The organism is Streptomyces sp. NPDC088733 (assembly GCF_044751185.1).
GTDB lineage: Bacteria > Actinomycetota > Actinomycetes > Streptomycetales > Streptomycetaceae > Actinacidiphila.
This window is the reverse complement of record NZ_JBIVLH010000003.1, coordinates 472,277-497,007: the sequence shown is the minus strand read 5'-3', so window position 1 is coordinate 497,007 and position 24,731 is coordinate 472,277. Positions and strand designations below refer to the sequence as shown.

The window sequence follows — 24,731 nt, the reverse complement described above, 5'->3', positions numbered from 1 at the left end:
GCCGCGCGACCGTCATGGGTTGCCTGTGAACGCGGGAGAATCAAGGAAACCGCTCACCGACCGCTCCCCATGACCGGACACGCATCCCTCATGACTGTCACCCCGCCGGCCCGCTCCCCACGGCGCCGCGTCCCCCGCAACACGCTCAACCCCGACCGCATCCTCGACGCGGCCGTCGCGCTGCTCGACCGTGACGGGCCCGAGGCCTTCACCATGCGCGCGCTCGCCCAGGAGTTGGGCGTGGGCACGATGGCCGTCTACTCGCACTTCAAGGGAAAGGAGGAGATCAGCGACGCCGTCAACGAGCGGCTGCTCGGCGAGATCGAGATCCCCCCGGACACCGGTGCGCCCCGCGAGCAGCTCATCGAGCTCTGCGTGGGGGTGTACCGCCTCTTCAGCGAACATCCCGCCGCCCTCCAGCTGCTGGCGAGCCGTCCGCTGCGCGGCGACGAGGCGCTGTCCGTCATCGACCGCATGCTCTGCCTGCTGCGCTCCGCCGGCCTGGAGCCCGCCGCGGCCGCCGCCGGCCAGGTCGCACTCATGCAGTACACGGTGGGCTCCGCCATGTGGGCCGTGCGCCGCAAGCGCGCCATGTGCGACGAGGAGGTCAATCTGCGCGAGCAGATCCGCGAGCGCCTCGCCGAACTCCCCGCGGAGAGCTACCCGTCGCTGACCGGCCTGGCCCCCGAGCTCAGCGCCGCGCAGGAGTCGGGCCGAGCGCAGTACGAGGCCGGGCTCGCCGCGCTCCTGGACGGACTGCTGAACGGGCCCGCGCGGCCGCGCACATGAGAAGAGCGCCCCGGCCGGGGCGGATGTGAACTGCCGGCCGGGGCGCTCGTGTGGGGGGATCGGGAGATGGCTGGTGAGGGGGCGGTGGCCCCCGGAGGAGCCGGCGTGATCCCGCGGGATCAGCCGTTGTAGGCGGCGAAGGCCCTGGAGAACGCGCTCGCGTCCTGGACGACCGAACTGCACGTGGGGTCAGCGGAGTTCTTCGCGCCGCCGGGGCACTGCCGGTCGCGGGTCGCGGACCACATCGACAGCCAGGCCAGCCCCTTGGACTTGGCGAAGGCCACCAGCTGCGAGGCGTCGTCGACCCTGAAGACCTCGGTGCTGACGTCGTTCACGCCGATCATCGGCGTCACGGCGACCGCCTTCCAGGCGGCCGCGTCCGACAGCCCGAGCACACTCCTGACCTGCGCCTGGGTGGCCGTCGCGGCGTCGATGGCGTAACCGCCCATGTCGCCGCTGAAGGAGGCGCCGTAGTCCATCGCCATGATGTTGACGGCGGCGACGCGCACCCCGTTGGCCTTGGCGTCCGCGAGCAGGTTGACGCCGTCCTGGGTGAGGCCGGTCGGCATGACCGGCAGGGTGTAGGAGACCTCCAGGCCGCTGTGGCCCGCCTGGAGCTGCGCGATCGCCTTGGCACGCCGGGAGTTGGCGGTGGCGTTGGCGATGGCGCCGCCCTCGACGTCGAAGTCCACCTTGGTGAGCTTGAAGGTGTCGACGACCTTGCCGTACGCGGCGGCCAGCGCCGAGGGCGAGGAGCAGGTGGTCGCCAGTTCGGAGCCGGACGCGCCGCCGAAGGAGACGCGGACGTCGCCGCCGGCCTTGCGGAGGTCGCCGATCTGGGCGGCCACCGCGTCGGCCGCCACGTCCGTCACACCGCCCCACTTGGGGGTGCAGCCGCCGCCGTCCGTGATGAACGCCAGGGTGTACTGCTTCACACCGGTCGACCTGGAGTGCGTGAGCAGATCGAACGCCGGGTACAGCGAGGTGTCGACGTACGGGGCGAAGCGGGCGGTCGTGCCGGAGGCCGGGGGCACGGTCGCGGTGGGGGTGGCCGTGGGGGTCGCGGTCCGGGTCGGGGTCGGCGTCGCCGTCGCGGTCCGGGTGGGGGAGGGGGAGGGCGTTGCCGTCGGAGTGGCGGACGCGGTGGGGCGGCCGGAGGGGGAGGCGGGCGCGCCGTCGTCCACGGAGCACTTCGCGCCGTTGATCCGGCAGTTGAGGGGGTTGCCCGCCGTCGCCGAGGACTTCGTGACGAAGCCCACCTGCGCCGACTGCCCGGCGGCGATGTCCTTGTTCCAGTTCGCGGGCCGCACGGTCACGTGCTGACCCGACGCCGTCCAGGTCGCGTTCCACAGCGAGCTGATGCTGGTGCCCGCCGGGAGGTCGAACGTCAGCGTCCAGTCGGACAGCGTCGATCCCGAGGAGTTGCTGATCTCGTACTGGCCGGTGTAGCCCGTGGTCCAGTCGCTGGTCCTGCTGTACGCGGCACCGACGGTGGCGGCCTGCGCCGACCCCGCGAGAGCGAAGGCGCCGGCCGCGACGACCGCGCCCGCGGTGAGGCCCCCGAGAAGGGCGGCCTTGCGCGTGGGGCGACGACGATGTGAGTTCCTCATGAACCGGCACGCTACCGAGGGGTATTCGGACAAACGCCCCGAGCTGGGCGTGAGTTCGATTTCTTATGACGCGCTTAAGGTGCGGCTAAGCGACGCCTGAGGCAGCTGGTCCCTGAGGTGGCCGCGGTGGCCGCGGTGGCGGCGTCAGCGGAAGCTCCACTCCTGCGCCGGGACGGTGTCGAACAGGGTGTCCGCCCAGTCGTCGTACCCGGCGGTGAAGAACGCCCGCGTCAGAAGGCGGTCGCGGGCCCGCTGGGGGCGGATCACCAGCCCCAGTTCCTCCGAGGCCGGTTCGCCGTCGGTGGCGATGTTCACCGCGAGACCGCCGCCGTGCGCGTACGCGTAGAAGCGGTCCTCGAACTCGGACGGCACCTGCCCGACGAACGACATGCCGGCGAAGCTCACCTGCGGCCCGCGAAGGGCGTCGACCGCGACGGAGGCCAGTGCGCCCGACTGCCTGAAGTAGGCGGTGGCCGCGAGCTGATGGAGGTGCCGCCCTTCACGCGGTAGTGGACCCGCTGCGTCAGGGGCCCGTGCCGGAACGGGATGTCCGGTTCGGCCTCGAAGCCGCCTGCGTCCATCACCGCGGTCGCGTCCTCGGGGCTCATCCCGAACCGGAGCGGTCCGACGCTTGTGAACGGCACGAGCGTCCACCGCGCACGGTCGGCGTCGTCCACGACCGACCAGATCTCCATGTGCCCCTCCACCGGCTCAGCCGGTGGGCCGGGCGCCCGCCGGGCGGCGGCCGCGGCGGCGGCGGACGACGCGGTGGGTGCGCTTGCCGGCGGAGGCGTAGGGGCGCAGGGCGATCCAGACGCGGATCTCGGCGCCGCCCAGCACCGAGGAGCCGATGCGGACGTCGCCGCCGGTGGACTCCGCGAGGCGGCGCACGATGTCCAGGCCGAGTCCCGTGGAGCCGTCGCCGCCCGCGCCCTGGCCGCGACGCATCGCGGCGGAGGGGTCGTTGATGCCGGGGCCCGCGTCGGAGACGAGGACGATCACGGCGTCCTCACCGCTGTGCACGTCCACCGCGAAGGCGGTCCCCTCCGGGGTGTGGCGGAAGACGTTGCCGAGCATCGCGTCGAGCGAGGCGACCAGGTCGGCGCGGGCCACCGGGACCCGTACCGGGCGGTCGACGCCGGCCGTGCGGGCCTCGCGGCCCTGGTCCTCCGCGAGCGCCGACCAGAAGGCCATCCGCTCGCGGATCACGGCGGCCGCGTCGCAGCCCACCGCCACCGGCTTGTCCTGCGCCTGCTGGGCGCGCGCGGTGCGGATGATCTGGTCGACCTCGCGCTCCAGCTGGGCGACCGCGTGCCGGGTCTGCTCGCCGGCCGGGCCGTCGCCGAGCGAGGCGGCGTTGAGCCGCAGCACGGTGAGCGGGGTGCGCAGGCGGTGGGAGAGGTCGGCGGCCAGTTCCCGCTCGTTGGCGAGCAGTTGCACGACCTGGTCGGCCATGGCGTTGAACGCGACGGCGGCCGAGCGCAGTTCGGGCGGGCCGTCCTCCGGGACGCGCACCGTCAGGTCGCCGCGGCCGAGTCCGTTGGCCGCGTCCGCGAGCCGTTTGGCCGGGCCGACCATCCGGGTACCGAGCCGGTCGGCCACCGCGACGGCCCCGATGATCAGCCCCACGCCGACGGCAGCGAGCACCGCCCAGGCGGTGGTGACCCCGCGGGTCACCTCGCCGTCCGGGACGTAGACCTCGACCACCGCCACGGATCCGGAGCCGACGGCGGTCGGCTGGAGCAGCGCGTAGCCGCCGGGCACCGGCACCGTGGCGGCCCGGCCCAGCCGGGAGGCCCGCTCCACGTCGGCGTCCGGGGCGTGCGGGCGGCCGATGCGTACGCCGTCGGTGCCCTCCGTGGCCGGCACGCTCACCGCGATCCGGCCGTCGGCGCCCGCCTGCGTGGAGGCGACGGCGCGTTCCAGCTGGACCCGGTCCGTGGTGATCGCCAGCGCCGGGCCTATGGCCGCGGCCTGGCGTTCGGCGTTGCCGATCGCGCGGTCCCGCGCCATCTCCTTGACCGTCAGTCCCAGCGGCACCGCGAAGGCCACCACGACCATCGCCGTGACCGCGACGCAGACCTTGACCAGGGCCCATCTCACAGCGGCGGCTCCAGTTTCACGCCCACCCCGCGCAGGGTGTGCAGGTACCGGGGGCGGGCGGCGGTCTCGCCCAGTTTCCTGCGCAGCCAGGACAGATGGACGTCGATGGTCTGGTCGTCGCCGTACGACTGCTGCCAGACCTCGGACAGCAGTTCGCGCCGCGCCACCACCACCCCGGGCCGGGCCGCCAGGAAGGACAGCAGGTCGAACTCGCGCCGCGTCAGGTCCAGTGGTGCGCCGTCCAGGACGGCCTGCCGGCGCAGCACGTCGATCTGCAGCCCGCCGACCCGCATCACCTCGGCGGCCTCGCGGGCGCGCGAGCGGCGCAGCACGGCCGCCATGCGGGCCGACAGGTGCTCGACCGAGAACGGCTTGATCAGGTAGTCGTCGGCACCGGCGTTGAGCAGCCGGACGATCTCCGACTCGTCGTCCCGCGCGGTCGCGATGATCACCGGTGTGTCCGTGATGCCGCGCAGCATCTTGAGCGCCTCGGCCCCGTCGAGGTCCGGCAGGCCGAGGTCGAGGATCACCACGTCGAAGCCGACCTGCGCCACCTCGCGCAGCGCCTCCAGGGCGGTGCCCACGCTCCGTACGGAGTGCGTGGCGTCGGTGAGGTGCCGGATGAGGGCGGAGCGCACGAACTGGTCGTCCTCGACGACGAGCACACTTGCCATGGCCCGCAACTTAGCCCATCCGGGGGACGCCCCGGGCGGGTCCGAGCACGTCCGGGCCGCGCGCGCAACCCTCAACTCCCCGGAAGGGGCGCGTCCGGCAGTATGGGCGCATGCGAAGAGGACTGGCGCACGCCGGAGCGTGGACATTGGCGACGAGCGCCGCCGTCGCGATGTCCTGGTTCGGCGTCCACCATGTGCTCGCGGGCACCGCGTACGACCCGCCGCGCGCGCTGCCCCTGGCGGAACCGGCGGCCGCGTCGGCGCCTCCGCCGCCCTCGTCCCCGCCGCCGTCCGCGCCCTCCGACTCCGCCTCCCGGCGCCGCGAGAGCCCGGCCCGCCCGCCGGCCGCCACGGATCCGGGCACGCCGCCCGCCGTGAAGCCGTCGGTCTCCGCGCCCGCCCGGCCGCCGGGCACCCCGACGCCCGCGTCCTCCGCCACCGGCAATGTCCACAGCTACCCGGTCGAGGGCGGCCGGGTCGTGCTCGACCTGGGCGACACCTCGGCCACCCTGGTCTCCGCGACCCCCGAGGCCGGTTGGGAGATGAAGGTCTGGAACGAGTCCGCGTCCGCCTGGATCCGGGTCGACTTCACCTCCGGCGGCACCACGTCCTCGCTGTTCTGCACCTGGAACGGGCACCCGCCGACCGTCGAGACGTACACGGCCGGGGGCCGGTAGGGCAGGGCGCCGCTAACGGAACACGGACTCCGGGGGAGCCGGCGACGCCGCCGCCGTCGCGTCCGTGACCGGCACCGCGCCGCCCGCGAAGGCGTCCAGCTCCCGCCCGTGCTCGACCCGCCCCGGATGCGGGTCCGAGGCCACCCGGCGGGTGAACTCCGCGACGGGCAGCTCCCCGTCGCCCGCCACCAGGATCACGTTCCCGAACCGCCGCCCGCGCAGCACCGCGGGATCCGCCGCCAGGCAGGCGTGCGGGAAGCAGGCCCTGACGGTGGCGACCTGCCCGCGCAGGAACTCCAGCCGGCCCCCGTCGGCCGCGTTGGCCGCGTACAGCCCGCCGGGTGCCAGCGTGCGGCGCACCTCGGCGAGGAACTCGGTGCTGGTGAGGTGGGCCGGGGTGCGCGCCCCGCTGAAGACGTCCGCGACGACCAGGTCGGCCCAGCCCTCGGCCACCTTCGCCAGACCCGCCCGGGCGTCCCCGCCGCGCACCTTGATGCGCCACGTGCGGTCCCAGGGAAGCTCCCGCCGGACCAACTCGACCAGGGCGGTGTCCACCTCCACGACCTGCTGGGTCGAGCGCGGCCGGGTGGCGGCGGTGTAGCGGGCCAGCGTCAGCGCGCCGCCGCCGAGGTGCAGCACCTTGAGCGGGCGGCCGGGCGGCGCGGCGAGGTCGATCACATGGCCCAGCCGGCGCTGGTACGCGAAGTCCAGATGGCCCGGGTCGTCCAGGTCGACGTGCGACTGCGGGGCGCCGTCGATCAGCAGCGAGCGGCCGCGCGGCCGGTCCCGGTCCGGTACGAGTTCGGCGAGACCTCCGCCGACCTGCTCGCGTATCCCTTCCGGGTCCTTCGTCCTGCGCTGCGCCATGCACCCAGTATGGGCGCGGTGCCGCCGCCGGTCAGAACCGGTCCGCGAGCTCGATCATCCGGGCCGCCTCGCCCAGCGCGGCGCGGAGCACCGCCGGGTCCGTGACGGGGGCGTCGTTCTGCGGCGGCACCAGCCAGTCGGTGCCCGTCACCGGCGGCTCACGCAGTTCCCCGGGGATCGCGAAGCCGCGTCCCGAGGTCTGGGTGCAGGCGCTGCCCGGCACGTCCCAGCCGGCCGCCGTGCCCGGCGGCACGAGGAAGCCCAGGCTGTCGCCCGAGCTGTCGTGCAGCACGGGCCCCAGACCCGGCACCGGGCCGGTCCGCAGGCGCAGGATGTCCACGGCTTCCAGTCCCTGGCGGGCCGGGACGGTCACCAGGTCCCATGGCTCGTCCAACAAGGCGGGTCCTCCTAGGAGTCGGACGCACGGTTGGTTGCCTGTTGTCCAACGCGCCCACCGCGTCAACGGCAACGCCCTTGTGACGCCGGGAGGGTGGCGTTTCATGGCGGATGGTAGGTGAGATATCCCTTTTGTAGCCAAACCGGTGCTCTGCCCCTCCCGGTACCGAGTACGGTCGCCCCTGCCGCTACGCTCCGCTGCCGCACGGCGGCGCACCGCGACAAGCACCGCTCCGCACCGACCGCTCCCGGGAGTCAGGCGATGCCCTCGTCACCTTCCACCCCCACCACACCCAACGCCGCCTTCCGGCTGCTGCGCGCGGACCGGTCGCCCGGTGAGTTCGCCGCCGCCGTCCGCCGCGCGGCCCGGGAGATCGGCGAGCAGGTCAGCTGCGACGCCCGCTACATCGGACGCGTGGAGTCGGGGGAGATCCGCTGCCCCAACTACGCGTACGAACGGGTCTTCCGGCACATGTTCCCCGGACTCGGCCTCGCCGACCTGGGCTTCGAGCCCCGCGAGTCCGTCCGCGGCCGGCGTGCGGCCGGCCCCCCGGCACCACAGCTCGCGGTGGCGGCCGGCCCCCGCGAGCCCGAAACCGATGAGGAGAGCGACGTGCTGCGTCGCGCGTTCATGACCGGCGGCCCGGCCGCCATCGCCACCACGTGGGTGCTGGGGCCGCCGGCCGCGGCGGAGCCGGTGCGGCGGGTCGGCAGATCCCAGGTCCGCGCGGTGCAGGACGCCGTCCGTGAGATCCGGCTGCACGACGACCGGCACGGCGCCGGGGCGCTCTACCGCCAGGCAGGCCACTCGCTCGGCGCCGCCTACCGCCTGCTGGACGAGGGCAGTTACGGCCAGGCCGTCGCCGACGACCTGCACGCGGGCGCCGGCGAACTGGCCATCTCCGTCGGCTGGCTCGCCCACGACTCCGGCCGCCACGCCGAGGCCCGCTCCTACTACGGCGAGGCCCTCGCCACCGCCCGCATGGCCGGCGACCAGGCCCTGGAGGCGCACGCCTTCTGCAACGCCTCCTTCCTCGCCCGCGACGCCGGCCGCCCCCGCGAGGCCGTCCGCGCCGCCCAGGCCGCCCAGGAGGCCGCCCGCGACCTGGGCTCGCCGCGGCTGCTCTCCCTGCTGGCCCTGCGCGAGGCCGGCGGCCGGGCCGGGCTCGGCGACCGCTCCGGCTGCGAACGCGCCCTGCTGCGCGCCCAGTCGCTCTTCGGCCGCGGCTCCCGCGACGCCGATCCGCAGTGGATGACCTTCTACGGCGAGGCCGAACTCGCGGGCCTGGAGGCCCAGTCCTGGGCCGCGCTCGGCGACCACCACCGCGCGGTGGAGCACGCCCGCCGCGCCATCGGGCTCCAGGCCCCCCACTTCACCCGCAACATCGCGCTCTACACCGCGGAACTCGCCGGCAACCTGGCCTGCGCGCACCGCGTCGACGAGGCCGCCGTCACGGGCGCCCGCGTCCTGGACCTGCTGGGCCGCGTCCAGTCCCCGCGCGTACGGGGCATGCTCGCCTCGGCCGCCCAGACCCTCCAGCCGTACGCCCGCCGCCCGGACGTCGCCGGGTTCCTGCGCCGCCAGGCGGAGTCGCGCACCGCCTGAGGCACGCGGCCGGCAGCGCCCCGCGGGCCAAGCAGTCCGTACGTGTGCGGGAACGCCGCGGCGGCAGGCGGGGTGAGCGGGAAGCCCTGGCGCTCGGCGCTCCTCGGCCGGTGGGCGAGATGTTCGCCGATCCGGTCGCGGACGTCCCGCCCGGCGTACCAGCCGTGTTCCTCCAGCCACTGCCGGACCGCCGCCGCGTACGCCTCGGCCACCGCTACGCCCACAGCCTGTCGAGGTGGAGCCCGAGCGCGTAGGTGCCACCAGGACCCGTGGCGGTGAGCAGGCCGTCCGGTCGCAGGCCGAGCGCGTCCGCCCGGTGCGGGAGGGGCACGGGCCGCACCCGGGCGTCGAGGAGGTTCCAGACACTCGCCCGGCCGTCGGACCAGGCCGCGACGGCGACGGGACCGTGGGAGGGGGTGTCGGCGGCGGCCAGGGCGGTGATGACGCGGTCGCGCCGCTCGACGGGGGCCTGCATGGGTTCGTCCGGGGCCGCCCACAGGCGCAGCGTGCCGTCCAGCCCGCCGCTGAGGCAGAACGTCAGGTCGTGCCGCGCCGAGCGGACCACGGCGACCGCGGAGACGGGAGCGTTGTGCAACGGTCGGCTCAGGGGCTCGGGGTCGTACGCGGGGGAGCGCCAGAGGTGGACACGGCCCGCGGTGTCACCCACGGCCAGGTGACCGGTGGCGGGCAGCGCGGCCAGGGCCGAGGGGCCCTGCGGGTTGTGAAGGTATGCGGCCTCGCCGAAGGCCGGCGTGTCGGCGGGGGACAGGTGCAGGACCTGCTCGCGGTCGAGGAGCAGCAGGCCGTCGCCGAGGGCGGCCAGGGCGAACGGCCGAACGGCGGCGGGGGAGGGGACCCGGTGCAGTTCCGCACCCGTGGCGGGGTCGAGGGCGTGCACCCGGCCGATCGCGTCCGCGGCGAGCAGCGCTCCTTCGACGGTGCCGGTGCTGCTGCCCGTGCCGGGTCCGAGGGCGGTGAAGGACCGGCCCGGGTCGAACCAGACGGCTGTCCAGGCGTGCCGTTCGGCCACGGGGCGCAGCAACGCGGCCATGGGCGGCGCGTCGGCGAGCGCGACGCAGTGCAGGAGGGCGGCGCGCTCGGGGTCGCTCATGCCCGGGGCGCTCAGTACCGGTGCCGCGCGGCGCCACAGAGGGGCCAGCACCGCGGGGGCGGCCCTCGCGGTGTCCGGGTCCGCCAGAGCCGCGGCCACGGCGGCCGCCGAGCCGTGCACGAGGAATCCCGCGTCGCGCAGCAGTCGCTCCGCGGTGCCCGCGGCGAGGGCGTGGCCGAGCACATGATCGCGGGCATATGCGCTGGTGAGGGCCTCGGACTTGAGGATGTCCACGATGCGCGCGTCCGCGCCCTCCACGAGGGGGCCGCCCGGCGGTACCTCGTGGACGGTTCCGCGGGGCAGGCGCGCCACGGCGGCCCCGACGGCCTCGCCCGGCGCGGGGTCCCCGGTCAGGCGCGCGTGCACCAGCTCCCAGACGTCCGCGGGAACCGGTCCGCGCAGCGCGGCGAGCGTCTGCAGCGCGGGTCGGGCGGCCTCCGGCAGCCGCTCCCACCACACGGCCGCCACGTCACCTCGCGCGGGCGGTCCGGGGATTGTCGCGGCGAGCCGGGCCGCCGCCGGGTGCGGGAAGACCTGGTTCGCGGTGAAGGCCGGTGCGGCGGGGGCCTGTTCGCCGTACCAGGCGGCGAACTCCGCCTGATCGGTGAACGTCGGGTCGTCCAGGTCGACGACGACGGCGCCGTCCGGAACGTATCCGGTCCCCGCCGTCTCGAGCAGCAGACGTACGTGGGGGAAGCCGAGCAGGGGCTCCACCAGGGCCTCGTGGCAACCGGGCCGCGCGCGGTGCAGGTCGGCGAAGCCGAGGGTCAGCGGGCGCCGGTCGGTCCGTATCCGCTCCAGCAGCCCACCCGGGGAGAGCGGCCCGTAGCCCAGTTGCCGGCCCAGTTCCCAGGCCACGGCGTCCGCGGTCAGACCGCGGGCGGGGGCGAGCCCGTGCACCGTCGTGGCGGGGTCGTGCTGTCCACCGGTCACCCACCAGGCCAGCAGATGACTCTTGCCGGACCCGGCGGAACCGGACACCACCAGCGGCGCCCCGCCGCCCGAAACCGCCCAGTCCAGCACGCGCCTGCCGGCGGGCCCCCGGCCGGCCCCGAGGAGAGGCCACTTCGCCATGCCCGGTTCCCCCGTCATGTTCCTCAGTCCTCCTGTGCCGCCGCCTCGCGCAGTTTCCGGATCCCGGCGGCCCGCGACTCGGCGGTGTCCCCGTAGGGGAAGTTGTGCGTCGAGGCGGCGTCCGGGAAGAGCCTCTCGAGCGTCATCGAGCAGTAGTGGCCCGGCATGAAGCACGGCTCGAGTTCGGTGTGGACGCGCCGGACCTGCTCCGGTTCCACCCCGGACGCCGCCAGGTTGGCCCACAGCCGTTCCTCGGGGTGCACGCAGATCCCGCCCGAGGAGGTCAGGATCCTCGCCTCCCCGCCGGCGTCCACGACCTCGAACGCCGCGAACCACTCCGCGCTCGCGGTGTCACGGATGTCGTCCAGTACCTGCGGCCACCAGTCCTCCCGGTCCGCGAACGCCGTCGCGTCCTGCTCCCGCAGCCGCGCCTCCAGCGCCGCGAACGACTGCGCCGCCGTCCCGGGCCGGTCGGTGCCGGCGATGGCGGCGAGGGTCTCGTCCAGCGCCACAAGGCCCTGGACGAACGCGTCCAGGGAGCCGTTCACATGCCGTTCCGGCTCGTCGTAGCCGGCCAGGACACCGCGTACGTCGCCGCTCGGGGAGAGGCAGATCTCGTAGCCCCGGTCGCTGCCCAGGCGCAGGTACTCCAGCGTCCGCTCGGGCAGGCCCAGCTCCAGCGCCTCGGCGAAGTCGGCCAGGGCCTCCGGCTCCCCGGGGGACGTCGTCCAGTACGGCCCCACCTGGAGCGGAACGACCACGTCGGGCGCCGTCACGAACCGCCGGACCCCGCCGTCGCCGAACCGGGCCACGACGCGGGCCGCCGGTGCCTGATGGTCAGTCATGGGTCCCTCCCGACGGGGCCGCGTCGCCATGTGCGTGGACGGACGTCTCACTCACTCCGGGATCGCCTCCCGCACGTACCCCAGCACGCGCTGCCAGGTCCCCTCGGGCCTGTCGACGGACGTCGGGTCGAGGCGGGTGAACTCCTCGGCCAGGCGGGCCGCCGCCGCCTCGGGGTCGGCGATGCCGCCGGCCACCGCGAGATCGTAGTTCGGCCGTTCCCTCTCCAAGGCGCACAGGAACGCCGCGAAACTGTGGATGTCCTTGTTCAGCGGATAGATCTCCGACGACCCGTCCGGCAGGCACCAGACGGTCCCGGTGGTGTGGTCCACGGCGATGTCGTCGTACGGGATCGCTCCCAGGGAGATCCAGTCGAGGCCCCCCTCGGGAAGATTTCCGTAATGGGCCCCGACCTCGGGGTAGATCTCGCCGAGCCGCACATCTCCCTCGGAGAAACCCTCGTCCAACTCGAACCACTTGTCCGTCTCGTCGGGCAGGCCGACGTCGACCAGAAAGGCGCGGGTCGCGGCGTGGGGGACACCGGAGACCGTGTCCTCGTCCAGAGTGACGAGCACGTCCGGTCCGAAGGCCGCTTCCATGACGGAGCGGTCGACTGCGTGCGGCATGGGAAGGATCAGTCCGTTCGCTCATCGGTCGTCGTTGTCGTGCGGGGCATCGTACCGGGCGCTCCGGTCAGCGCAGCTGCTGGAGGCCGTTGAGGTAGGACTCCATCGCCGAGTTGCCTCTCACCTGCGACTCGGGTGTGTCGCCGTATTCGACGCTGTGCGAGACGTTCACCGAGTCCGGCAGGTAATGGTGCATCCAGGCGGAGCAGTTGACGCCGGTGGAACAGGGTTCGCGCTCTGTGTAGAGTTCCGTTATCCCGTCGTGGCTGTCATTCCTGAGGAACGGAATTCCCAGAGCCCTTTCGGAATGCACGGGATTGCGGCTGCGTCCGACCAGGATGAAACCGTCGTCGTCCCCTTCGTTCCCGTAGCGGACCGCCGCGTAGTTGTTGCTCTGGAACACCTTCTCGTCGGAGTCCTTGGACTTCTTGTAGTAATTCCCGTAGCTGTTGTCCGCGTGCCGGGCGAGCTGGGTGGCCTTCGCCAGGGGACTGCCGCCGAGCGGCACCTCGGCCGAGTCCTTCCGGGGGCGCGTCTTCCCCTTCTCGAGCTCGGGCAGCTTGTACTTCCCCTTCGGCCGTCGCCCCACCGAGTCCTTGCCGTCGAGCCTCAGGGCAATGCGGTCCCGGTCGGCCTCCGTGAGGGGGATGTGCCCGTCCGCGGTCAGGCGGGTGATCGTCCCGTCGTCCGCCATGTGGTAGACGTCCGTCGAATCGCCGAACGAGCGCAATTGCTCCTGCGAGTGGAGCTTGTGGAGGCCGTCCAGCTCCGTGGCGGTCCTGTCGTCGTTGTCGCGGTGGTTGCGGTGCATCTCCTTGAGGCCCTTGCGCATGTCACCGCGCACGTGGCCCACGGCCTTCTCGGCCGCCTCGCCGATGCCGTCCACGATCTTCGTGGCGATCGGCATGATGTGCGCGGCGATCTCGCCCCCGCCGGTGGTGCGGCCCTTGGCGTTGCGGGCGCGGCTCATGTGCCCCCGGGACTTGCCGTGCAGGGAGCCGGTGATGCCGTCGAGCCGGCTGTCGACACGGTCGAAACTGTCGCCGTCGCTCTGGAAGTGGCCGCTGCCGCCGGTTCCCCCGCCGCTTCCGCCTTCTCCGGTGCCACCGCCCCCGCCTCCGCCTCCGGCGCTGGCCAGGACGAAGCCGTCGGCCTGCTTCTTGGCACCGTCGACGCCCTCACCGAAGCCCTCCTTGCCGGCGCCGACGGTCCGGCCGAGGTCGACGCCCTTCTGGAGGCCGAGGGCGTTCGAGCCGACCTGGATGACGAGATCGGCGGCCATCGACTCCAGTGCCGCGTACACCGGGGCGGTGGCGATGGACATCAGCTGATCGACGACCTGGTCGATCACCTCGCGGAAGATCTTCTTGACGATCATCCGGGTGGCCTGGGTCCCGGCCGCCCCGGCCAGGCTCGACAACCCGAGCGTGAAGGGCGCGGACGCGATGGCCGAGGCGATCTCCACCGCCAGGATGCCCAGTTGGACGATCGCGGCACCTTTGGCGACCTCGATGGCTATCGCCACCCCGTCGAGCGCGAGGGCGCCCATCCGGGCGGCCTCGCCGAGATTGGCCAGATGCGTGCCCTTGACCCTGCCCCAGTGCGCCTCGAAGGCGTCCATCGCGGCGCCCGCGTTCGCGCCCAGCAACTCCTGCACGGCGGCGTTCGCGTCCATCGCGCCACCGTCGATGTCGCTCGCGAAGTCCCGTAGCGACGTGGCCATTTCGCGGTAGTCGTCCTCGTCCACGTTCGGCCAGGACACGCCGATCAGGTCGAGTACATAGGCCAGCTCGTCGGGCAGGACGACACCCACAGCGGGCACCCCCGTGTCTCTACTGGTACGTGGCAGCAGAAGTATTGACGGTTCGTGAGCATATCGGGTTCCGCGCCGAAGCCGGTTTCCATCGGATTTGATCAATTCTGGTTGCGGTGCCCCCTCGTGAAACCGCCCCCGGCGTCCCGCAGTTGTCACGGCCCGGCACACGCCGGCGCGGCCCCGCCTAGGCTGCAGCCATGTCAGGACCGGAACTGCGGCAGATCCGCGCCTTTCTCACCGCCTTCGCCCGCCGCCAGGCGGTCCGCACCGTCGAGCTGCCCGGCGGCTTCGCCGCGCTCGACGACGCCTTCGCGTTCTCCCACGGCAACAACCGCGTCGTCGTCGACGGCGCGCCCGGCGACGTCGACCCCGAGGCGCTGCCCGCCCTCGCCGACGACGCGCTGGCCCATCTGAAGCACCGCGCGATCACCGTGCTCGACGACGCGACCGGCACCGCCTGCGCCGGACCCCTGACCCGCGCCGGCTACAGCCACTCGGCCGAGCTCGTCATGCTGCACACCGGCCCGGTACCGGACGGCGGCCCGGCGGAGGAGGTGGATCTCGACGCCTTCCGCGTCCCCCTCGCGCGGCGCTGGCGCGGTTTCCTCCCGGCGGCCGACGACGATGCCGTCCGGCAGCTCGTGGACCGCCGCGAGACCCGGCGCCGCGGCGCGGACTCCGTCGGCTTCATCGGTGCCCGGACGGCGGAGGGCGACGTCGCGTCCTGGGCCGATCTCTACATGGACCCCGTGGCGGGCATCGCCCAGATCGAGGACCTGATCACCTCCGAGGACCACCTCGGCCGCGGCTACGCCGACGCCGTCCTGTCCACCGCCCTGCGCCGGGCCGTTGACGCGGGCTGCGCCACGCGCTTCCTCATCGCCGACGCCGACGACTGGCCGCGCTACTGGTACGGCCGTCGCGGCTTCACCGTCATCGGCCGTTTCCACAGCTTCGCCCGCGACTGACGGTGCCCTTCCGTAGGCTGGTGACTACGGAGCGTGCGGGGATGTGTGCGGATGACCGGCGAGGTGACCCAGCCGCCGATGGCGTGGCGGTACTGCGGCAACCAGGTCAAGCTCTGGCGTGAGCAAGCGGGCGTCACGCGCGAGCGGTTGGCCGACGAGGCGGGCTACGGCATCGAGACGGTGCGCTCCATGGAGCTCGGGCGCCGGCGTCCGATGCTGCGCCTGCTCCAGGTGGCGGACCACTTGTGCGGCGCGGGCGGCAAGCTGGTGGCGGCCCAGGAGTTCCTGAAACCGGAGAAGTTCCCGGAGCGCACGCGGGAGTTCATGCAGGCGGAGGCCGAGGCCGTCGCACTGTACGGCTGCGAGCCACTGCTGATCCCCGGCCTGTTGCAGACCGAGGCCTATGTCCGCGCCCTGATCGGCAACAGCTGCCCGCCTCTCGACGACGAGACCATCGAGGAGCGTGTCACGGCTCGCATGGCACGTCAGGAAAGACTCCGGCGGAAGCCGACGGTGCTGTTCGGCTTTGTCATCTATGAGGCCGCCCTGCATTCCGGGGTGGGTGGCCCCGAAGTGATGCGGAGCCGAATGCACCACCTGTTGGCGGTAGGAGCCATGCGCAACGTCGCTGTCCAGGTACTGCCGGTCGACCGTGCCGCCTATCCCGCGCTCAGCGGTTCGCTGGTTCTGCTCGAGACGGAGGATCACGAGCACTACGAGACCAGCGCGCTGTACTCGGAGCCCGCAAGGGTCAGCACGCTGTCCCAGCGCCATGGCATCATCCGCATGCAGGCCCTTGGGGTCGAGGAGTCCGCGCAGTTCATCGGGCGAGTGGCGGAGGCGATGTGAGCGCACAGTTCGTGTGGTTCAAGTCCAGCTACAGCGACGACCAGGGCGGGAACTGCGTCGAGGTCGCCCTCTCCTGGCGCACGTCCACGTACAGCGACACCGAGGGCAGCGACTGCGTCGAGGTCGCACCGACCGTCGACGCCGTGCACGTCCGGGACTCCAAGGACCCGCAGGGTCCCACGCTCGCGTTCGCGCCCGCCGCCTGGGCGGAGTTCGTCGCCGCCGTCGCGGCGGGGGGCGGCTTTGCGGGTATCGGCCTGCCGGGCCCCGCCTGAGGGGAGCCGACGCTTTAAGGTGGCGCCGTTGCCACTCGTGATGGGGAGACCGCAATGGTGATGGGCGGACGGCGCAGCGGCAGGCCGACGCTGGAGGAGGTCGCCGCGCGGGCCGGTGTGGGCCGCGGCACGGTCTCGCGGGTGATCAACGGGTCGCCGCGGGTCAGCGAGCACACCAAGGCCGCCGTGGAGGCCGCCATCGCCGAACTCGGCTATGTGCCCAACCGGGCGGCCCGTGCCCTGGCGGCCAACCGCACCGACGCCATCGCGCTGGTCATCCCGGAGGAGGAGACCCGGCTCTTCGCGGAGCCGTACTTCTCCGACATCATCCGCGGTGTGGGTGCCGCACTGGCCGACACCGACATGCAACTGCTGCTGACGCTGCTGCGGACCCCCAAGGAGCGGCAGCGCTTCGCCCAGTACCTCGGGGCGCACCGGGTGGACGGCGTCCTGCTGGTGTCGGTCCACGAGAACGACCCGCTGCCCGACCTGCTGGAGCAGATGGCGGTGCCCACGGTGCTCAGCGGCCGCCGCTCGGACCGGGAGTCGGTGGCGTACGTCGACTCCGACAACGTCGGCGGCGCCCGCTCGGCGGTGGAGCACCTGCTGGGCCGCGGCTGCCGGGCGGTCGCGACCATCACCGGGCCGCCGGACATGTACGTCGCCCGCTGCCGGCTCGACGGCTACCGGCAGGCGATCGGGGACGCCGGGCTGGTCCCGGACGACGACCTGGTCGCCCGCGGCGACTTCACCGAGGAGGGCGGCCGCGCCGCGATGCGCGCCCTGCTGGAGCGGCGGCCGGACGTCGACGCGGTCTTCGCCGCCTCGGACGTCATGGCGAGCGGTGCGTTGCAGGTGCTGCGCGAGTTCGGCCGCCGGGTGCCGGACGACGTGGCGCTGATCGGTTTCGACGACTCCGCCGTGGCCCGGCACACCGATCCGCCGCTGACGAGTGTGCGCCAGCCCATCGAGGAGATGGGCCGCACCATGGCCCGGGTGCTGCTGGAGGAGATCGGGGCGGACACCGCGCCCCGACGGCACGTCGTGCTCCCGACCGAGCTGGTGCGGCGCGAATCGGCGTGACGCCGGGGCCGGTTCCCCGGAAGTGACCCCCGCCACAGTGAGAAGGGTCACGGTGTGATATCGCCCGGTGGGGGGCTCGGCCGGGGGTCGCTGTCGGACCCGGCCGATAACATCACGGGTATGTCACCGACCGTTCTGGACCGCCGATCCGTCGAGGCCGCCAACGAGGCCATACGGCGGTATGTGGCGGGCCGGCGTACCTGGTCGCGCGCCGAACTGGCCGAGCTGGACCGCCTGCGCGCGATCTGGCAGGCCGCCCGTCAGGGCCACGGCCGCGGCCGCACGCAGGGCCGCAAGGGCGAGGAGTAGGAACTCCCCGGCAATGCCGACACAAGATGTCGGGTATGCCGGGGAGCATCGTCGTATGACGACACGCTGGGCGGACTTCGAGGCCGCGGAACCCGGTCTCGCACAGGCCGTGACCACACGATTCAGCCCCTACAAGCACCATGTGCTCGCCACGCTGCGGGCCGACGGCTCCCCGCGGGTGACCGGTATCGAGGCGGAGTTCCGGCTCGGGGAGCTGTGGTTCGGCATGATGCCGAACTCGCGCAAGGCCCTCGACCTGCGCCGCGACCCGCGTTTCTCCCTCCATGTGAACCCCGGTCCCGGCACTTCCATGGACGGCGGCGACATCAGGATCAGCGGCCGCGCCGTGGAGGTCACCGACCCCGCGGCCGTCGCCCGCTTCACCGGTGAGGTGACGGTGCCGGAGGGCCCGTTCCACCTCTTCGCCGCCGAACTGGACGAGGTCGTGCGGACGTACGTCGACGACCCCGACATCGTGCTCCAGGTCTGGCGGCCGGGCCGCCCCGTGCGCACCCTGCGGCGCGGCGCCGGCGACGGGCCCCCGCGCGAGGGGGACTGAGTCCCGGTCAGCCCGCCGCGAAGGGGCTGCCGCCGTCGCGCACGACCGCGACGAGGTCCGCCAGGTGCCGCAGGGCCGCGGTGTGGAGCTGAGGGCCGTAACTGATCCGGGCGACGCCCAGCTCCGCCAGCCGGGGCGTCGCCGGACCGCCGGGCCGGGCAAGGACGTTGACGGGGCGTCCGCCGGCGGCGGCGACCAGGGCCGCCGTGGTCTCCTCGTCCAGCCGGCCGAAGGGGTACACGCAGTCCGCCCCCGCCTCCAGGTACAGCCGGATCCGCCGGGCGGCCTCCGCGGGCCGCTCGTGCGCCGGTGCCGGCTCCCGCACCAGGGCATCGGTGCGGGCGTTGATCACCAGGTCGGGATCGGCCGCGCGGACGGCGGCGAGGAAGTCGGCCTGCTCCCCGGCGTCCACCAGGCGGCCCGTGCGCGGATCGGTGTCCTCCAGGTTGCAGCCGACGGCCCCGGTCGCGGCCAGCCGCTCGGCGAACTCCGCCGGGGCGAATCCGTAGCCCCGCTCCATGTCCGCCGTCACCGGGACCCCGGCGGCCCGCACGACGCGCGCGACCGCGGCCAGCATCTCCGCGGGTGGCACGACCTCCCCGTCGGGGTGGCCCAGGGACGCCGCGACGGGCGCGCTGCCGGTGGCGACGGCCGGGAACCCCGCCTCGGCCACCACACGGGCCGAGGCGGCGTCCCACACGTTGGGCAGGGTCAGCGGGCGGCCGGGGACGTGCAGTGCGCGCAGGCGGGCGGCGAGCCGCGCGGGGGAGGAGTCCGTGGTGCTCATGGGCCCACCGTAGGCGGGCCGCCGCCCGGCCGCCCGGTCCAATCGGGGCCCGTCCCGGTGGGCCACCTGGCGGGTGCGCCCGCCGCGGGTCTGCCGCAAGCTGGAAGGGTGACCGACACCCCCATCGTCGTCTCCCTCGTCCACGAGGGGGACCCGCCGTTCCGGATCGTCCAGATCGGCGGGGAGACCGTGGGCATCGCCCATGACCTCCTCGACGTCGTCCGTATCTGCCACCAGGCCGGTATCGACCACGTGGACCTCGACGACCCGGCCGTCGTGCGCTGGGTCGGTGGCGCCAAGTACCACTGGAAGCCCTGATCGGCGTTCTCTCACGCTGTGCCGCACGGTGATCAACCAGGGCCGTGCCCTGCGATGTTGATGTGCGAAGCTGTCGTCTGCCGTCCGCGGGCCGGGAGCCCGGACGGTCGTCGAGAGGAGCGCAGCGTGAGACAGGACGGCTTCCGCGCCGAGGAGATAGACACCAGCAGGCCGCACCCCGCGCGGATCTACGACTACCTGCTGGGCGGCAAGGACAACTACGAGGTGGACCGCCACGCGGGCGACGAACTTGCCGCCGCGGCACCCGAGGTGAGGATCGGCGTACAGGCCAACCGGGGCTTCCTCCAGCGCGCCGTCCGGTACGTCGTCGGCAGCGGCGTCCGCCAGATCCTCGACATCGGCACCGGGCTGCCCACCTCGCCGAACGTGCACGAGATCGCGCAGGAGACCGCGCCGGACGTGCGCATCGCGTACGTCGACAACGACCCGATCGTGAACACCTACGCCAGCACGCTGCTCAGCCGGCCCGGCGCCACCAGCGTCGTCCTCGCCGACCTGCGCGACCCGCAGGGGATCGTGGACCACCCCGACGTCCGCAAGGTCATCGACTTCGACGAGCCGGTCGCCCTGCTGCTCGTCGCCGTGCTCCACTTCCTCACCGACGCGGAGCAGCCCGGGCAGGTCGTCGCGAGCTTGCGCGACGCGCTCCCGGCCGGCAGCTTCCTGGTGCTCTCGCACGCCACGGGCGACTTCGCGGACCGCAGCGAGGCCCAGGCCGTCTACAGCAAGGCCACCGCCTCCTTGAACCTGCGTTCCCGCTCCGAGGTCGAGAGCTTCTTCGACGGCTTCGAACCGGTCGCGCCCGGTCTGGTCCAGGTCCCGTTCTGGCACCCGGACACCGAGCCCTCGCCGCGCTCCGGCGAGATCGGCTTCTACGGCGGCGTGGCCCGCAAGGCCTAGGCTCCGGCCGGACGACCGGGAGAGGGCCCCCGCGCCGCGGCGACGCGGCGGGGGGCCCTTCGTGGTTCCGCGCGGCCCGGTACGGCACGAAGAAGGCCCGGCCTGCTCGCGCAGACCGGGCCTTGATCGTTCAGGGTGAGTGACGGGACTCGAACCCGCGGCCACCTGGACCACAACCAGGTGCTCTACCAACTGAGCTACACCCACCATGTCCGGCGCTTTGTTTCCTTCGCACCGGCCGAGGAAAAGTGTACAGGGTCCGGGAGGGTGCTCGCGCCTACCTTTTCCGCGGGTCGGTCACTTCGCCGTTTCCGCAGGCAGGACGTGCTTCGCGGCGATGGTGCGGGCGGTCTCCGTGTCGGGTCCCGGCTGGGGGACGAAGACCGCCTCGCGGTAGTAGCGCAGCTCCGCGATGGACTCGCGGATGTCGGCGAGCGCCCGGTGGTTGCCGTTCTTCTCGGGGCTGGCGAAGTAGGCCCGCGGGTACCAGCGGCGGGACAGCTCCTTGATCGAGGAGACGTCCACGATGCGGTAGTGCAGGTGCTGCTCGAGCGTCGGCATGTCACGGGCGAGGAAGCCCCGGTCGGTGGAGACGGAGTTGCCGCACAGCGGCGCCTTGCGGGGCTCCCTCACGTACTGGCGCACGTAGTCCAGGACGAGCTTCTCGGCCTCCTCCAGGGTCACGCCGCCGTCCAGCTCCTGCAGCAGCCCCGAGGCGGTGTGCATCGTGCGGACGATGTCGGGCATGCTCTCCAGCGCCTCCGCGGGAGGGCGGATCACGATGTCGACCCCCTCCCCGAGCACATTGAGCTCCGAGTCGGTGACGAGCGCCGCCACCTCGATCAGAGCGTCCTGGGCCAGGGAGAGCCCGGTCATCTCGCAGTCGATCCACACCATCCGGTCGTTCATACGTCTCACCCTACGGGGCGATCCCGCGGAGCAGGCATAGCCGCGTTCCTGCTCCGTCCGTCCCGTCCGTCGCGGGACCGCCGCAGCGGGTGCACCTCGCGGGCGTCGAAGCGGCTGCCGGCCTGCTCGGGGATGCGGGCCGCGTAGCCGTCGGGGTCCTGCTTGACGATGCCGGCGCCGGCCGGCGGACCGCCCTGGCCCGGGATCGGGAGCACGCCGCCGGAGCGCTCGGCCTGCTGCGGGGAGCCGCGGCGCGGCGCGGGCACGGGGCCGCCGGACGGCTCGTGGCCGCGCGGGTCCTTGGCGGCCGCGGGTGCGTCGGCCTCGTCGTGGGGGCGCCGGGCACGGAAGGCGGTGCGGTAGGAGGCGGGGGAGGAGCCCAGCTGGCGGCGGAAGTGGCCGCGCAGGGCGACGGGGGACCGGAAGCCGCAGCGGGCGGCGACCTCGTCCACCGAGTAGTCGGAGGTCTCCAGCAGGCGCTGCGCCTGGAGGACGCGCTGGGTGATCAGCCACTGAAGGGGCGCGCTGCCGGTCAGGGTGCGGAAGCGGCGGTCGAAGGTGCGGCGGCTCATGTAGGCGCGCGCGGCGAGGGTCTCCACGTCGAACTGCTCGTGCAGGTGCTCCAGGGCCCATGCGACGACCTCGGCGAGGGGATCGCCCCCGATCTCCTCCGGTAAAGAGCGGTCCAGATGCCGTGGCTGGCCGCCCCAGTCGCCCCTGCGCGGCGGTACGACCAGCCGGCGGGCCAGCGCGTTGGCGGCCTCGCTGCCGTGGTCGCTGCGCACCACGTGCAGGCACAGGTCGATCCCGGCGGCGGTGCCGGCGCTGGTGAGCACGTCGCCGTCGTCGACGAAGAGTTCGCGGGGGTCGACATGGACCGAGGGGTAGCGCTTGGCCAGTGTCGGCGCGTACATCCAGTGCGTGGTGGCGGGGCGCCCGTCCAGCAGCCCGGCGGCGGCGAGCACGAAGGCGCCGGTGCACAGGCCGATGATGCGCGCGCCCTCCTCGTGGGCGCGGCGCAGGGCGTCCAGCGCCTCGGGGGGCGGCGGTTGCGAGATGGAGCGCCAGGCGGGCACCACGACCGTGCCGGCCCGTGAGAGGGCCTCCAGCCCGTAGGGCGCGGACAGTTCGAGGCCGCCGGTGGTGCGCAGCGGGCCGTCCTCGCCGGCGCAGACCAGCAGACGGTAGCGGGGTACCCCGGCGTCCTGGCGGTCGATGCCGAACACCGACAGGGGAATCGAGCTCTCGAAGATGGGGCCGCCGCTGAACAGCATGACGGCCACGACCTCCTGACGGCGCCGCGCCGACAGCTTGCGGGGCGCGCGGCCGGCCGCCGAGGCGACCGACGGGGCCGCCGCGGAAGCGGTGGCGGCCGGTGCCGCCGGAACTCCCGGGAGGTTCGGGAAGCCGTGGGCGGCCGGGGCCGCCGGAGTTGCGGCAGTGGCCGGGGCGCCCGGGGCACCCGGGACCCCCGAAGACACGGACAGTGCGGTGGACATGCCGGCGGCCGACTGGATCTCCGCCATGGTGCCGGTCCTGGACTCCTGGTTCATGGAGCTGGGGCCCCCCTCGGTCGACTCGTCCTCTCGGTCCTGCACGGATCCCCCGCCGTTGTCTCTCAAGATCGAATCTACTGGCTCAGTTGCATCCGCAATGGCAAGTTCATCACCTGCCGGTATGTCGACATGACCACGTGGCGTGAAGCATTCGATCACGAAGAGTTCCGCTCGTGAAGTGTGCCTTGAAGCGGTGGACAGGCGCACAAGGCTTGTGCGCCCCCTCATTCCGGTTCCTCACCGGCGACAGGGCGGTTGGCGGTGGTGTGTCCCAAGTGGCCTTCGCCACAAGGAAGTTGGCTGAAAATGAGGGGAATCAGTGTACGCGCCCCAGGTCAGCGCCCCGTCGTGCGCCCCCCATGTGGCCGATGAACGAGTGCGCCCCCAGGGCCCGAAGGAGCCCTGAGGACGATTCCGGATATGGCCGGTGGCGGACAGGCCGGGACAAGGGGCGGAGGGGCGACTTGTCCGGTTGGCGACGTGGCGTTGCGCTCGGCGCCTCGCTCCGGCATTCTCCTGGAAACTCCGGGGTAAGGGGACGCTGTGAGGGTCCGCGCACCTCTGGGCACTGGACCGGGGCCGCCGTACTCTGGAGTGAGCGGGAAGGGCAGCCCCTTACTGGTCGAAATCCGGTCGGTCCCGCGGCCCCCGCACTGTTGTTGTCCGCCCTCTCGGTGCCACCGGCGCCGACCTTGCCGAGAAACCGCATCATGGCCGGTTACGAGCTCCCCGAGCCCGCCGACGGAAAGCCGCTCGCCGAATCGGCGGCGGTCCCGCAGGCGGACTCCGAGCCGCGCGCTGCCTGCGACCCCGCCTTCAGGCACGGGGTGGTGGTCGGCTTCGACGGCTCCCTGTCCAGCGAGCGGGCGCTCGCGTACGCCATCGGCATGGCGCGCCGTTCGGGTTCCGCGCTGATCATCGTGCATGTCGCCAACCGCCTGCCGGCCACCGTGTGGGCCGGCTGCGAACCGCCCGTCTTCGTCGACGTCCCCGACCACCGCACCGAGGTGCTCGGCCTCGAACTCGCCTGCGCCGACCACCTGTCGGAGGTTCCCTGGATCCTCGTCGAGCGCGGCGGGGACATCTGCCACGAGCTGGAGGAGGTCGGCCGGGAGTACGAGGCCGACGCCATCGTGGTGGGCGGGACGCACGGGATCATCGGCAAGATCTTCGGATCGGTCGCCGGACGGCTCGCCCGGCGCGCCCAGCGGCCTGTCGTGGTCATTCCATAACGATTCGGCGCCAGTTGCCGTGAATGTCGGCTCCGCGGGATTGCTTGTGCCCTTGTGAAGGGTATCTCACCTGCAGTTTCTTCCCTCGAACACGAAGGGGGCCGGCGGTGGACAACGACGTCTCCACGGCACGTTCAGCAGGAGTCGGCGCAGCGGCTCTGGGATATCTGGCACTCGGCCTGACACTGATCGCCTACGGGCTGTTCAGCACGGGCGTCATCGACAACGCCGCGGCGGCCGACGCCGCGCGGCTCGCGCTCTTCGTCGGCGGCATCACCCAATTCGTCGCCGGCATGTGGGAGTTCTACGGCGGCAACGGCTTCACCGGCACCGCGTTCGCCTCGCTGGGCGCCTTCTGGGTGACCTGGTCCGGCGGGTCCGGCGCGGGTGCGAGCAAGGAGGTCGTCGGGCTGTTCATGCTCCTGTGGGCGCTGCTGGCACTCACCCTCACGATGGCGGCCTGGCAGATGGGCGGCGTGGCACAGGCGGCCTTCGGGCTGCTGACCGTCTCCGCCGCGCTGTCCGGCATCGCCGCCCTGGCCTCCAACGGCGGACTCGGCAAGGTGGCCGGCTGGATCGGCCTGGTGGCCGGCGTGGTCGCCTGGTACGGCGGCACCGCACTGCTCACCAACGCCGCCTGGGGCCGCAGGGCCCTGGCGGACGGCTGGCGGCTGGGCGTCCCGCACCGCGGGCACGCGGCCTGACCCACCGGTACGGAACGGCCCCCCGCGCCGCAGGGCGCGGGGGGCCGTTCCGTGTGCACGGGGGCGCGG

The 24,731-nt window shown here is 73.2% G+C and carries 27 protein-coding genes and 1 tRNA gene; 13 read left to right on the top strand and 15 right to left on the bottom strand.

Going from position 1 to position 24,731, the window contains the following annotated elements:
* Positions 1-90: 90 nt before the first annotated feature.
* Positions 91-789, top strand: a complete 699-nt coding sequence (locus ACIP64_RS08320) for a TetR/AcrR family transcriptional regulator (RefSeq protein WP_401583030.1) — start codon at positions 91-93, stop codon at positions 787-789.
* A gap of 119 nt (positions 790-908) precedes the next feature.
* On the opposite strand, the gene ACIP64_RS08315 is transcribed toward ACIP64_RS08320, so the two are convergent.
* The 5 genes from ACIP64_RS08315 to ACIP64_RS08295 all read right to left on the bottom strand — a co-directional run bounded on the left by ACIP64_RS08315 (position 909) and on the right by ACIP64_RS08295 (position 5,176).
* Positions 909-2,399 carry a cellulose binding domain-containing protein gene (locus ACIP64_RS08315; RefSeq protein ID WP_401583029.1) on the bottom strand — a complete coding sequence of 497 codons (1,491 nt, stop codon included), beginning with the start codon at positions 2,397-2,399 and terminating at the stop codon, positions 909-911.
* A gap of 144 nt (positions 2,400-2,543) precedes the next feature.
* Positions 2,544-2,789: a hypothetical protein gene (locus ACIP64_RS08310; RefSeq protein ID WP_401583027.1), complete on the bottom strand. Its 246-nt coding sequence runs from the start codon at positions 2,787-2,789 to the stop codon at positions 2,544-2,546.
* 11 nt (positions 2,790-2,800) lie between these two features.
* On the bottom strand, positions 2,801-3,094 hold the full coding sequence (locus ACIP64_RS08305; RefSeq protein WP_401583025.1) for a hypothetical protein: 294 nt from the start codon (positions 3,092-3,094) through the stop codon (positions 2,801-2,803).
* A 16-nt stretch (positions 3,095-3,110) separates the two neighbouring features.
* Entirely contained in the window at positions 3,111-4,502 is a 1,392-nt protein-coding gene (locus ACIP64_RS08300) for a sensor histidine kinase (RefSeq protein ID WP_401583024.1), read from the bottom strand.
* Positions 4,499-5,176 (bottom strand): response regulator transcription factor, encoded by a 678-nt coding sequence (locus ACIP64_RS08295; RefSeq protein WP_401583022.1) that lies wholly within the window; start codon positions 5,174-5,176, stop codon positions 4,499-4,501. The genes ACIP64_RS08300 and ACIP64_RS08295 overlap by 4 nt, the downstream gene beginning before the upstream one ends.
* Before the next feature lie 110 nt (positions 5,177-5,286).
* On the opposite strand from ACIP64_RS08295, the gene ACIP64_RS08290 reads away from it, so the two are divergent.
* Positions 5,287-5,853, top strand: coding sequence for a hypothetical protein (locus ACIP64_RS08290; RefSeq protein WP_401583021.1), 567 nt, complete (start codon positions 5,287-5,289; stop codon positions 5,851-5,853).
* A 12-nt stretch (positions 5,854-5,865) separates the two neighbouring features.
* Here the strand turns inward: ACIP64_RS08290 and ACIP64_RS08285 are convergent, their stop codons facing one another.
* Both ACIP64_RS08285 and ACIP64_RS08280 read right to left on the bottom strand, forming a co-directional pair.
* Positions 5,866-6,720, bottom strand: coding sequence for a spermidine synthase (locus ACIP64_RS08285; RefSeq protein WP_401583019.1), 855 nt, complete (start codon positions 6,718-6,720; stop codon positions 5,866-5,868).
* 31 nt (positions 6,721-6,751) lie between these two features.
* Entirely contained in the window at positions 6,752-7,117 is a 366-nt protein-coding gene (locus tag ACIP64_RS08280; protein WP_360906054.1) for a hypothetical protein, read from the bottom strand.
* A gap of 261 nt (positions 7,118-7,378) precedes the next feature.
* Here ACIP64_RS08280 and ACIP64_RS08275 point away from each other — a divergent pair, with 261 nt between their 5' ends.
* Complete coding sequence (locus tag ACIP64_RS08275; protein WP_401583017.1) at positions 7,379-8,722, top strand: tetratricopeptide repeat protein; 1,344 nt, start codon at positions 7,379-7,381, stop codon at positions 8,720-8,722.
* Positions 8,723-8,936: 214 nt separating this feature from the next.
* Here ACIP64_RS08275 and ACIP64_RS08270 read toward each other — a convergent pair whose 3' ends face one another.
* The 4 genes from ACIP64_RS08270 to ACIP64_RS08255 form a co-directional block, all read right to left on the bottom strand.
* Entirely contained in the window at positions 8,937-10,907 is a 1,971-nt protein-coding gene (locus ACIP64_RS08270; RefSeq protein WP_401583015.1) for a hypothetical protein, read from the bottom strand.
* A 23-nt stretch (positions 10,908-10,930) separates the two neighbouring features.
* Positions 10,931-11,752: a nucleic acid/nucleotide deaminase domain-containing protein gene (locus ACIP64_RS08265; protein ID WP_401583013.1), complete on the bottom strand. Its 822-nt coding sequence runs from the start codon at positions 11,750-11,752 to the stop codon at positions 10,931-10,933.
* A 51-nt stretch (positions 11,753-11,803) separates the two neighbouring features.
* Positions 11,804-12,376: an SUKH-4 family immunity protein gene (locus ACIP64_RS08260; protein WP_401583012.1), complete on the bottom strand. Its 573-nt coding sequence runs from the start codon at positions 12,374-12,376 to the stop codon at positions 11,804-11,806.
* Positions 12,377-12,443: 67 nt separating this feature from the next.
* Entirely contained in the window at positions 12,444-14,198 is a 1,755-nt protein-coding gene (locus ACIP64_RS08255; RefSeq protein ID WP_401583011.1) for a nucleic acid/nucleotide deaminase domain-containing protein, read from the bottom strand.
* A 191-nt stretch (positions 14,199-14,389) separates the two neighbouring features.
* On the opposite strand from ACIP64_RS08255, the gene ACIP64_RS08250 reads away from it, so the two are divergent.
* The 6 genes from ACIP64_RS08250 to ACIP64_RS08225 all read left to right on the top strand — a co-directional run bounded on the left by ACIP64_RS08250 (position 14,390) and on the right by ACIP64_RS08225 (position 18,235).
* The gene (locus ACIP64_RS08250) at positions 14,390-15,160 is read left to right on the top strand and encodes a GNAT family N-acetyltransferase (protein ID WP_401583009.1); all 771 of its coding nucleotides are present in this window, start codon (positions 14,390-14,392) and stop codon (positions 15,158-15,160) included.
* A gap of 51 nt (positions 15,161-15,211) precedes the next feature.
* The gene (locus ACIP64_RS08245) at positions 15,212-16,009 is read left to right on the top strand and encodes a Scr1 family TA system antitoxin-like transcriptional regulator (RefSeq protein WP_401583008.1); all 798 of its coding nucleotides are present in this window, start codon (positions 15,212-15,214) and stop codon (positions 16,007-16,009) included.
* Positions 16,006-16,284 carry a DUF397 domain-containing protein gene (locus tag ACIP64_RS08240; protein WP_401583006.1) on the top strand — a complete coding sequence of 93 codons (279 nt, stop codon included), beginning with the start codon at positions 16,006-16,008 and terminating at the stop codon, positions 16,282-16,284. The genes ACIP64_RS08245 and ACIP64_RS08240 overlap by 4 nt, the downstream gene beginning before the upstream one ends.
* Before the next feature lie 54 nt (positions 16,285-16,338).
* Positions 16,339-17,367, top strand: coding sequence for a LacI family DNA-binding transcriptional regulator (locus tag ACIP64_RS08235; protein WP_401583004.1), 1,029 nt, complete (start codon positions 16,339-16,341; stop codon positions 17,365-17,367).
* A gap of 120 nt (positions 17,368-17,487) precedes the next feature.
* On the top strand, positions 17,488-17,676 hold the full coding sequence (locus tag ACIP64_RS08230) for a hypothetical protein (RefSeq protein WP_360906048.1): 189 nt from the start codon (positions 17,488-17,490) through the stop codon (positions 17,674-17,676).
* A 55-nt stretch (positions 17,677-17,731) separates the two neighbouring features.
* Positions 17,732-18,235 carry a pyridoxamine 5'-phosphate oxidase family protein gene (locus ACIP64_RS08225; RefSeq protein WP_401583002.1) on the top strand — a complete coding sequence of 168 codons (504 nt, stop codon included), beginning with the start codon at positions 17,732-17,734 and terminating at the stop codon, positions 18,233-18,235.
* 7 nt (positions 18,236-18,242) lie between these two features.
* Here ACIP64_RS08225 and ACIP64_RS08220 read toward each other — a convergent pair whose 3' ends face one another.
* Complete coding sequence (locus ACIP64_RS08220) at positions 18,243-19,022, bottom strand: isocitrate lyase/phosphoenolpyruvate mutase family protein (RefSeq protein WP_401583001.1); 780 nt, start codon at positions 19,020-19,022, stop codon at positions 18,243-18,245.
* Between the two features lie 108 nt (positions 19,023-19,130).
* Here ACIP64_RS08220 and ACIP64_RS08215 point away from each other — a divergent pair, with 108 nt between their 5' ends.
* Both ACIP64_RS08215 and ACIP64_RS08210 read left to right on the top strand, forming a co-directional pair.
* Positions 19,131-19,340 carry a hypothetical protein gene (locus ACIP64_RS08215; protein ID WP_401582999.1) on the top strand — a complete coding sequence of 70 codons (210 nt, stop codon included), beginning with the start codon at positions 19,131-19,133 and terminating at the stop codon, positions 19,338-19,340.
* Positions 19,341-19,466: 126 nt separating this feature from the next.
* On the top strand, positions 19,467-20,261 hold the full coding sequence (locus ACIP64_RS08210) for an SAM-dependent methyltransferase (protein WP_401582998.1): 795 nt from the start codon (positions 19,467-19,469) through the stop codon (positions 20,259-20,261).
* A 134-nt stretch (positions 20,262-20,395) separates the two neighbouring features.
* Here ACIP64_RS08210 and ACIP64_RS08205 read toward each other — a convergent pair.
* The 3 genes from ACIP64_RS08205 to ACIP64_RS08195 all read right to left on the bottom strand — a co-directional run bounded on the left by ACIP64_RS08205 (position 20,396) and on the right by ACIP64_RS08195 (position 22,696).
* A tRNA-His gene (locus ACIP64_RS08205) sits at positions 20,396-20,468 on the bottom strand.
* A gap of 90 nt (positions 20,469-20,558) precedes the next feature.
* Positions 20,559-21,170 carry an oligoribonuclease gene (gene orn, locus ACIP64_RS08200; protein ID WP_401582996.1) on the bottom strand — a complete coding sequence of 204 codons (612 nt, stop codon included), beginning with the start codon at positions 21,168-21,170 and terminating at the stop codon, positions 20,559-20,561.
* 5 nt (positions 21,171-21,175) lie between these two features.
* Positions 21,176-22,696: a helix-turn-helix domain-containing protein gene (locus ACIP64_RS08195; RefSeq protein WP_401583219.1), complete on the bottom strand. Its 1,521-nt coding sequence runs from the start codon at positions 22,694-22,696 to the stop codon at positions 21,176-21,178.
* Positions 22,697-23,436: 740 nt separating this feature from the next.
* Here ACIP64_RS08195 and ACIP64_RS08190 point away from each other — a divergent pair.
* Both ACIP64_RS08190 and ACIP64_RS08185 read left to right on the top strand, forming a co-directional pair.
* On the top strand, positions 23,437-23,958 hold the full coding sequence (locus ACIP64_RS08190) for a universal stress protein (protein WP_360905951.1): 522 nt from the start codon (positions 23,437-23,439) through the stop codon (positions 23,956-23,958).
* Between the two features lie 107 nt (positions 23,959-24,065).
* The gene (locus tag ACIP64_RS08185) at positions 24,066-24,662 is read left to right on the top strand and encodes an acetate uptake transporter (RefSeq protein WP_360905950.1); all 597 of its coding nucleotides are present in this window, start codon (positions 24,066-24,068) and stop codon (positions 24,660-24,662) included.
* Positions 24,663-24,731 lie beyond the last annotated feature (69 nt).

Bases quoted from the DNA above. Each gene is read 5' to 3' on its own strand.
- ACIP64_RS08275 (WP_401583017.1), top strand. From the start codon at position 7,379: ATGCCCTCGTCACCTTCCACCCCCACCACACCCAACGCCGCCTTCCGG.
- ACIP64_RS08195 (WP_401583219.1), bottom strand. From the start codon at position 22,696: ATGGCGGAGATCCAGTCGGCCGCCGGCATGTCCACCGCACTGTCCGTG.
- ACIP64_RS08315 (WP_401583029.1), bottom strand. From the start codon at position 2,399: ATGAGGAACTCACATCGTCGTCGCCCCACGCGCAAGGCCGCCCTTCTC.
- ACIP64_RS08305 (WP_401583025.1), bottom strand. From the start codon at position 3,094: ATGGAGATCTGGTCGGTCGTGGACGACGCCGACCGTGCGCGGTGGACG.
- ACIP64_RS08320 (WP_401583030.1), top strand. From the start codon at position 91: ATGACTGTCACCCCGCCGGCCCGCTCCCCACGGCGCCGCGTCCCCCGC.
- ACIP64_RS08295 (WP_401583022.1), bottom strand. From the start codon at position 5,176: ATGGCAAGTGTGCTCGTCGTCGAGGACGACCAGTTCGTGCGCTCCGCC.
- ACIP64_RS08265 (WP_401583013.1), bottom strand. From the start codon at position 11,752: ATGACTGACCATCAGGCACCGGCGGCCCGCGTCGTGGCCCGGTTCGGC.
- ACIP64_RS08290 (WP_401583021.1), top strand. From the start codon at position 5,287: ATGCGAAGAGGACTGGCGCACGCCGGAGCGTGGACATTGGCGACGAGC.
- ACIP64_RS08285 (WP_401583019.1), bottom strand. From the start codon at position 6,720: ATGGCGCAGCGCAGGACGAAGGACCCGGAAGGGATACGCGAGCAGGTC.
- ACIP64_RS08190 (WP_360905951.1), top strand. From the start codon at position 23,437: ATGGCCGGTTACGAGCTCCCCGAGCCCGCCGACGGAAAGCCGCTCGCC.
- ACIP64_RS08220 (WP_401583001.1), bottom strand. From the start codon at position 19,022: ATGAGCACCACGGACTCCTCCCCCGCGCGGCTCGCCGCCCGCCTGCGC.
- ACIP64_RS08245 (WP_401583008.1), top strand. From the start codon at position 15,212: ATGACCGGCGAGGTGACCCAGCCGCCGATGGCGTGGCGGTACTGCGGC.
- ACIP64_RS08250 (WP_401583009.1), top strand. From the start codon at position 14,390: ATGTCAGGACCGGAACTGCGGCAGATCCGCGCCTTTCTCACCGCCTTC.
- orn (WP_401582996.1), bottom strand. From the start codon at position 21,170: ATGAACGACCGGATGGTGTGGATCGACTGCGAGATGACCGGGCTCTCC.
- ACIP64_RS08225 (WP_401583002.1), top strand. From the start codon at position 17,732: ATGACGACACGCTGGGCGGACTTCGAGGCCGCGGAACCCGGTCTCGCA.
- ACIP64_RS08235 (WP_401583004.1), top strand. From the start codon at position 16,339: ATGGTGATGGGCGGACGGCGCAGCGGCAGGCCGACGCTGGAGGAGGTC.
- ACIP64_RS08230 (WP_360906048.1), top strand. From the start codon at position 17,488: ATGTCACCGACCGTTCTGGACCGCCGATCCGTCGAGGCCGCCAACGAG.
- ACIP64_RS08310 (WP_401583027.1), bottom strand. From the start codon at position 2,789: ATGTCGTTCGTCGGGCAGGTGCCGTCCGAGTTCGAGGACCGCTTCTAC.
- ACIP64_RS08270 (WP_401583015.1), bottom strand. From the start codon at position 10,907: ATGGCGAAGTGGCCTCTCCTCGGGGCCGGCCGGGGGCCCGCCGGCAGG.
- ACIP64_RS08260 (WP_401583012.1), bottom strand. From the start codon at position 12,376: ATGCCGCACGCAGTCGACCGCTCCGTCATGGAAGCGGCCTTCGGACCG.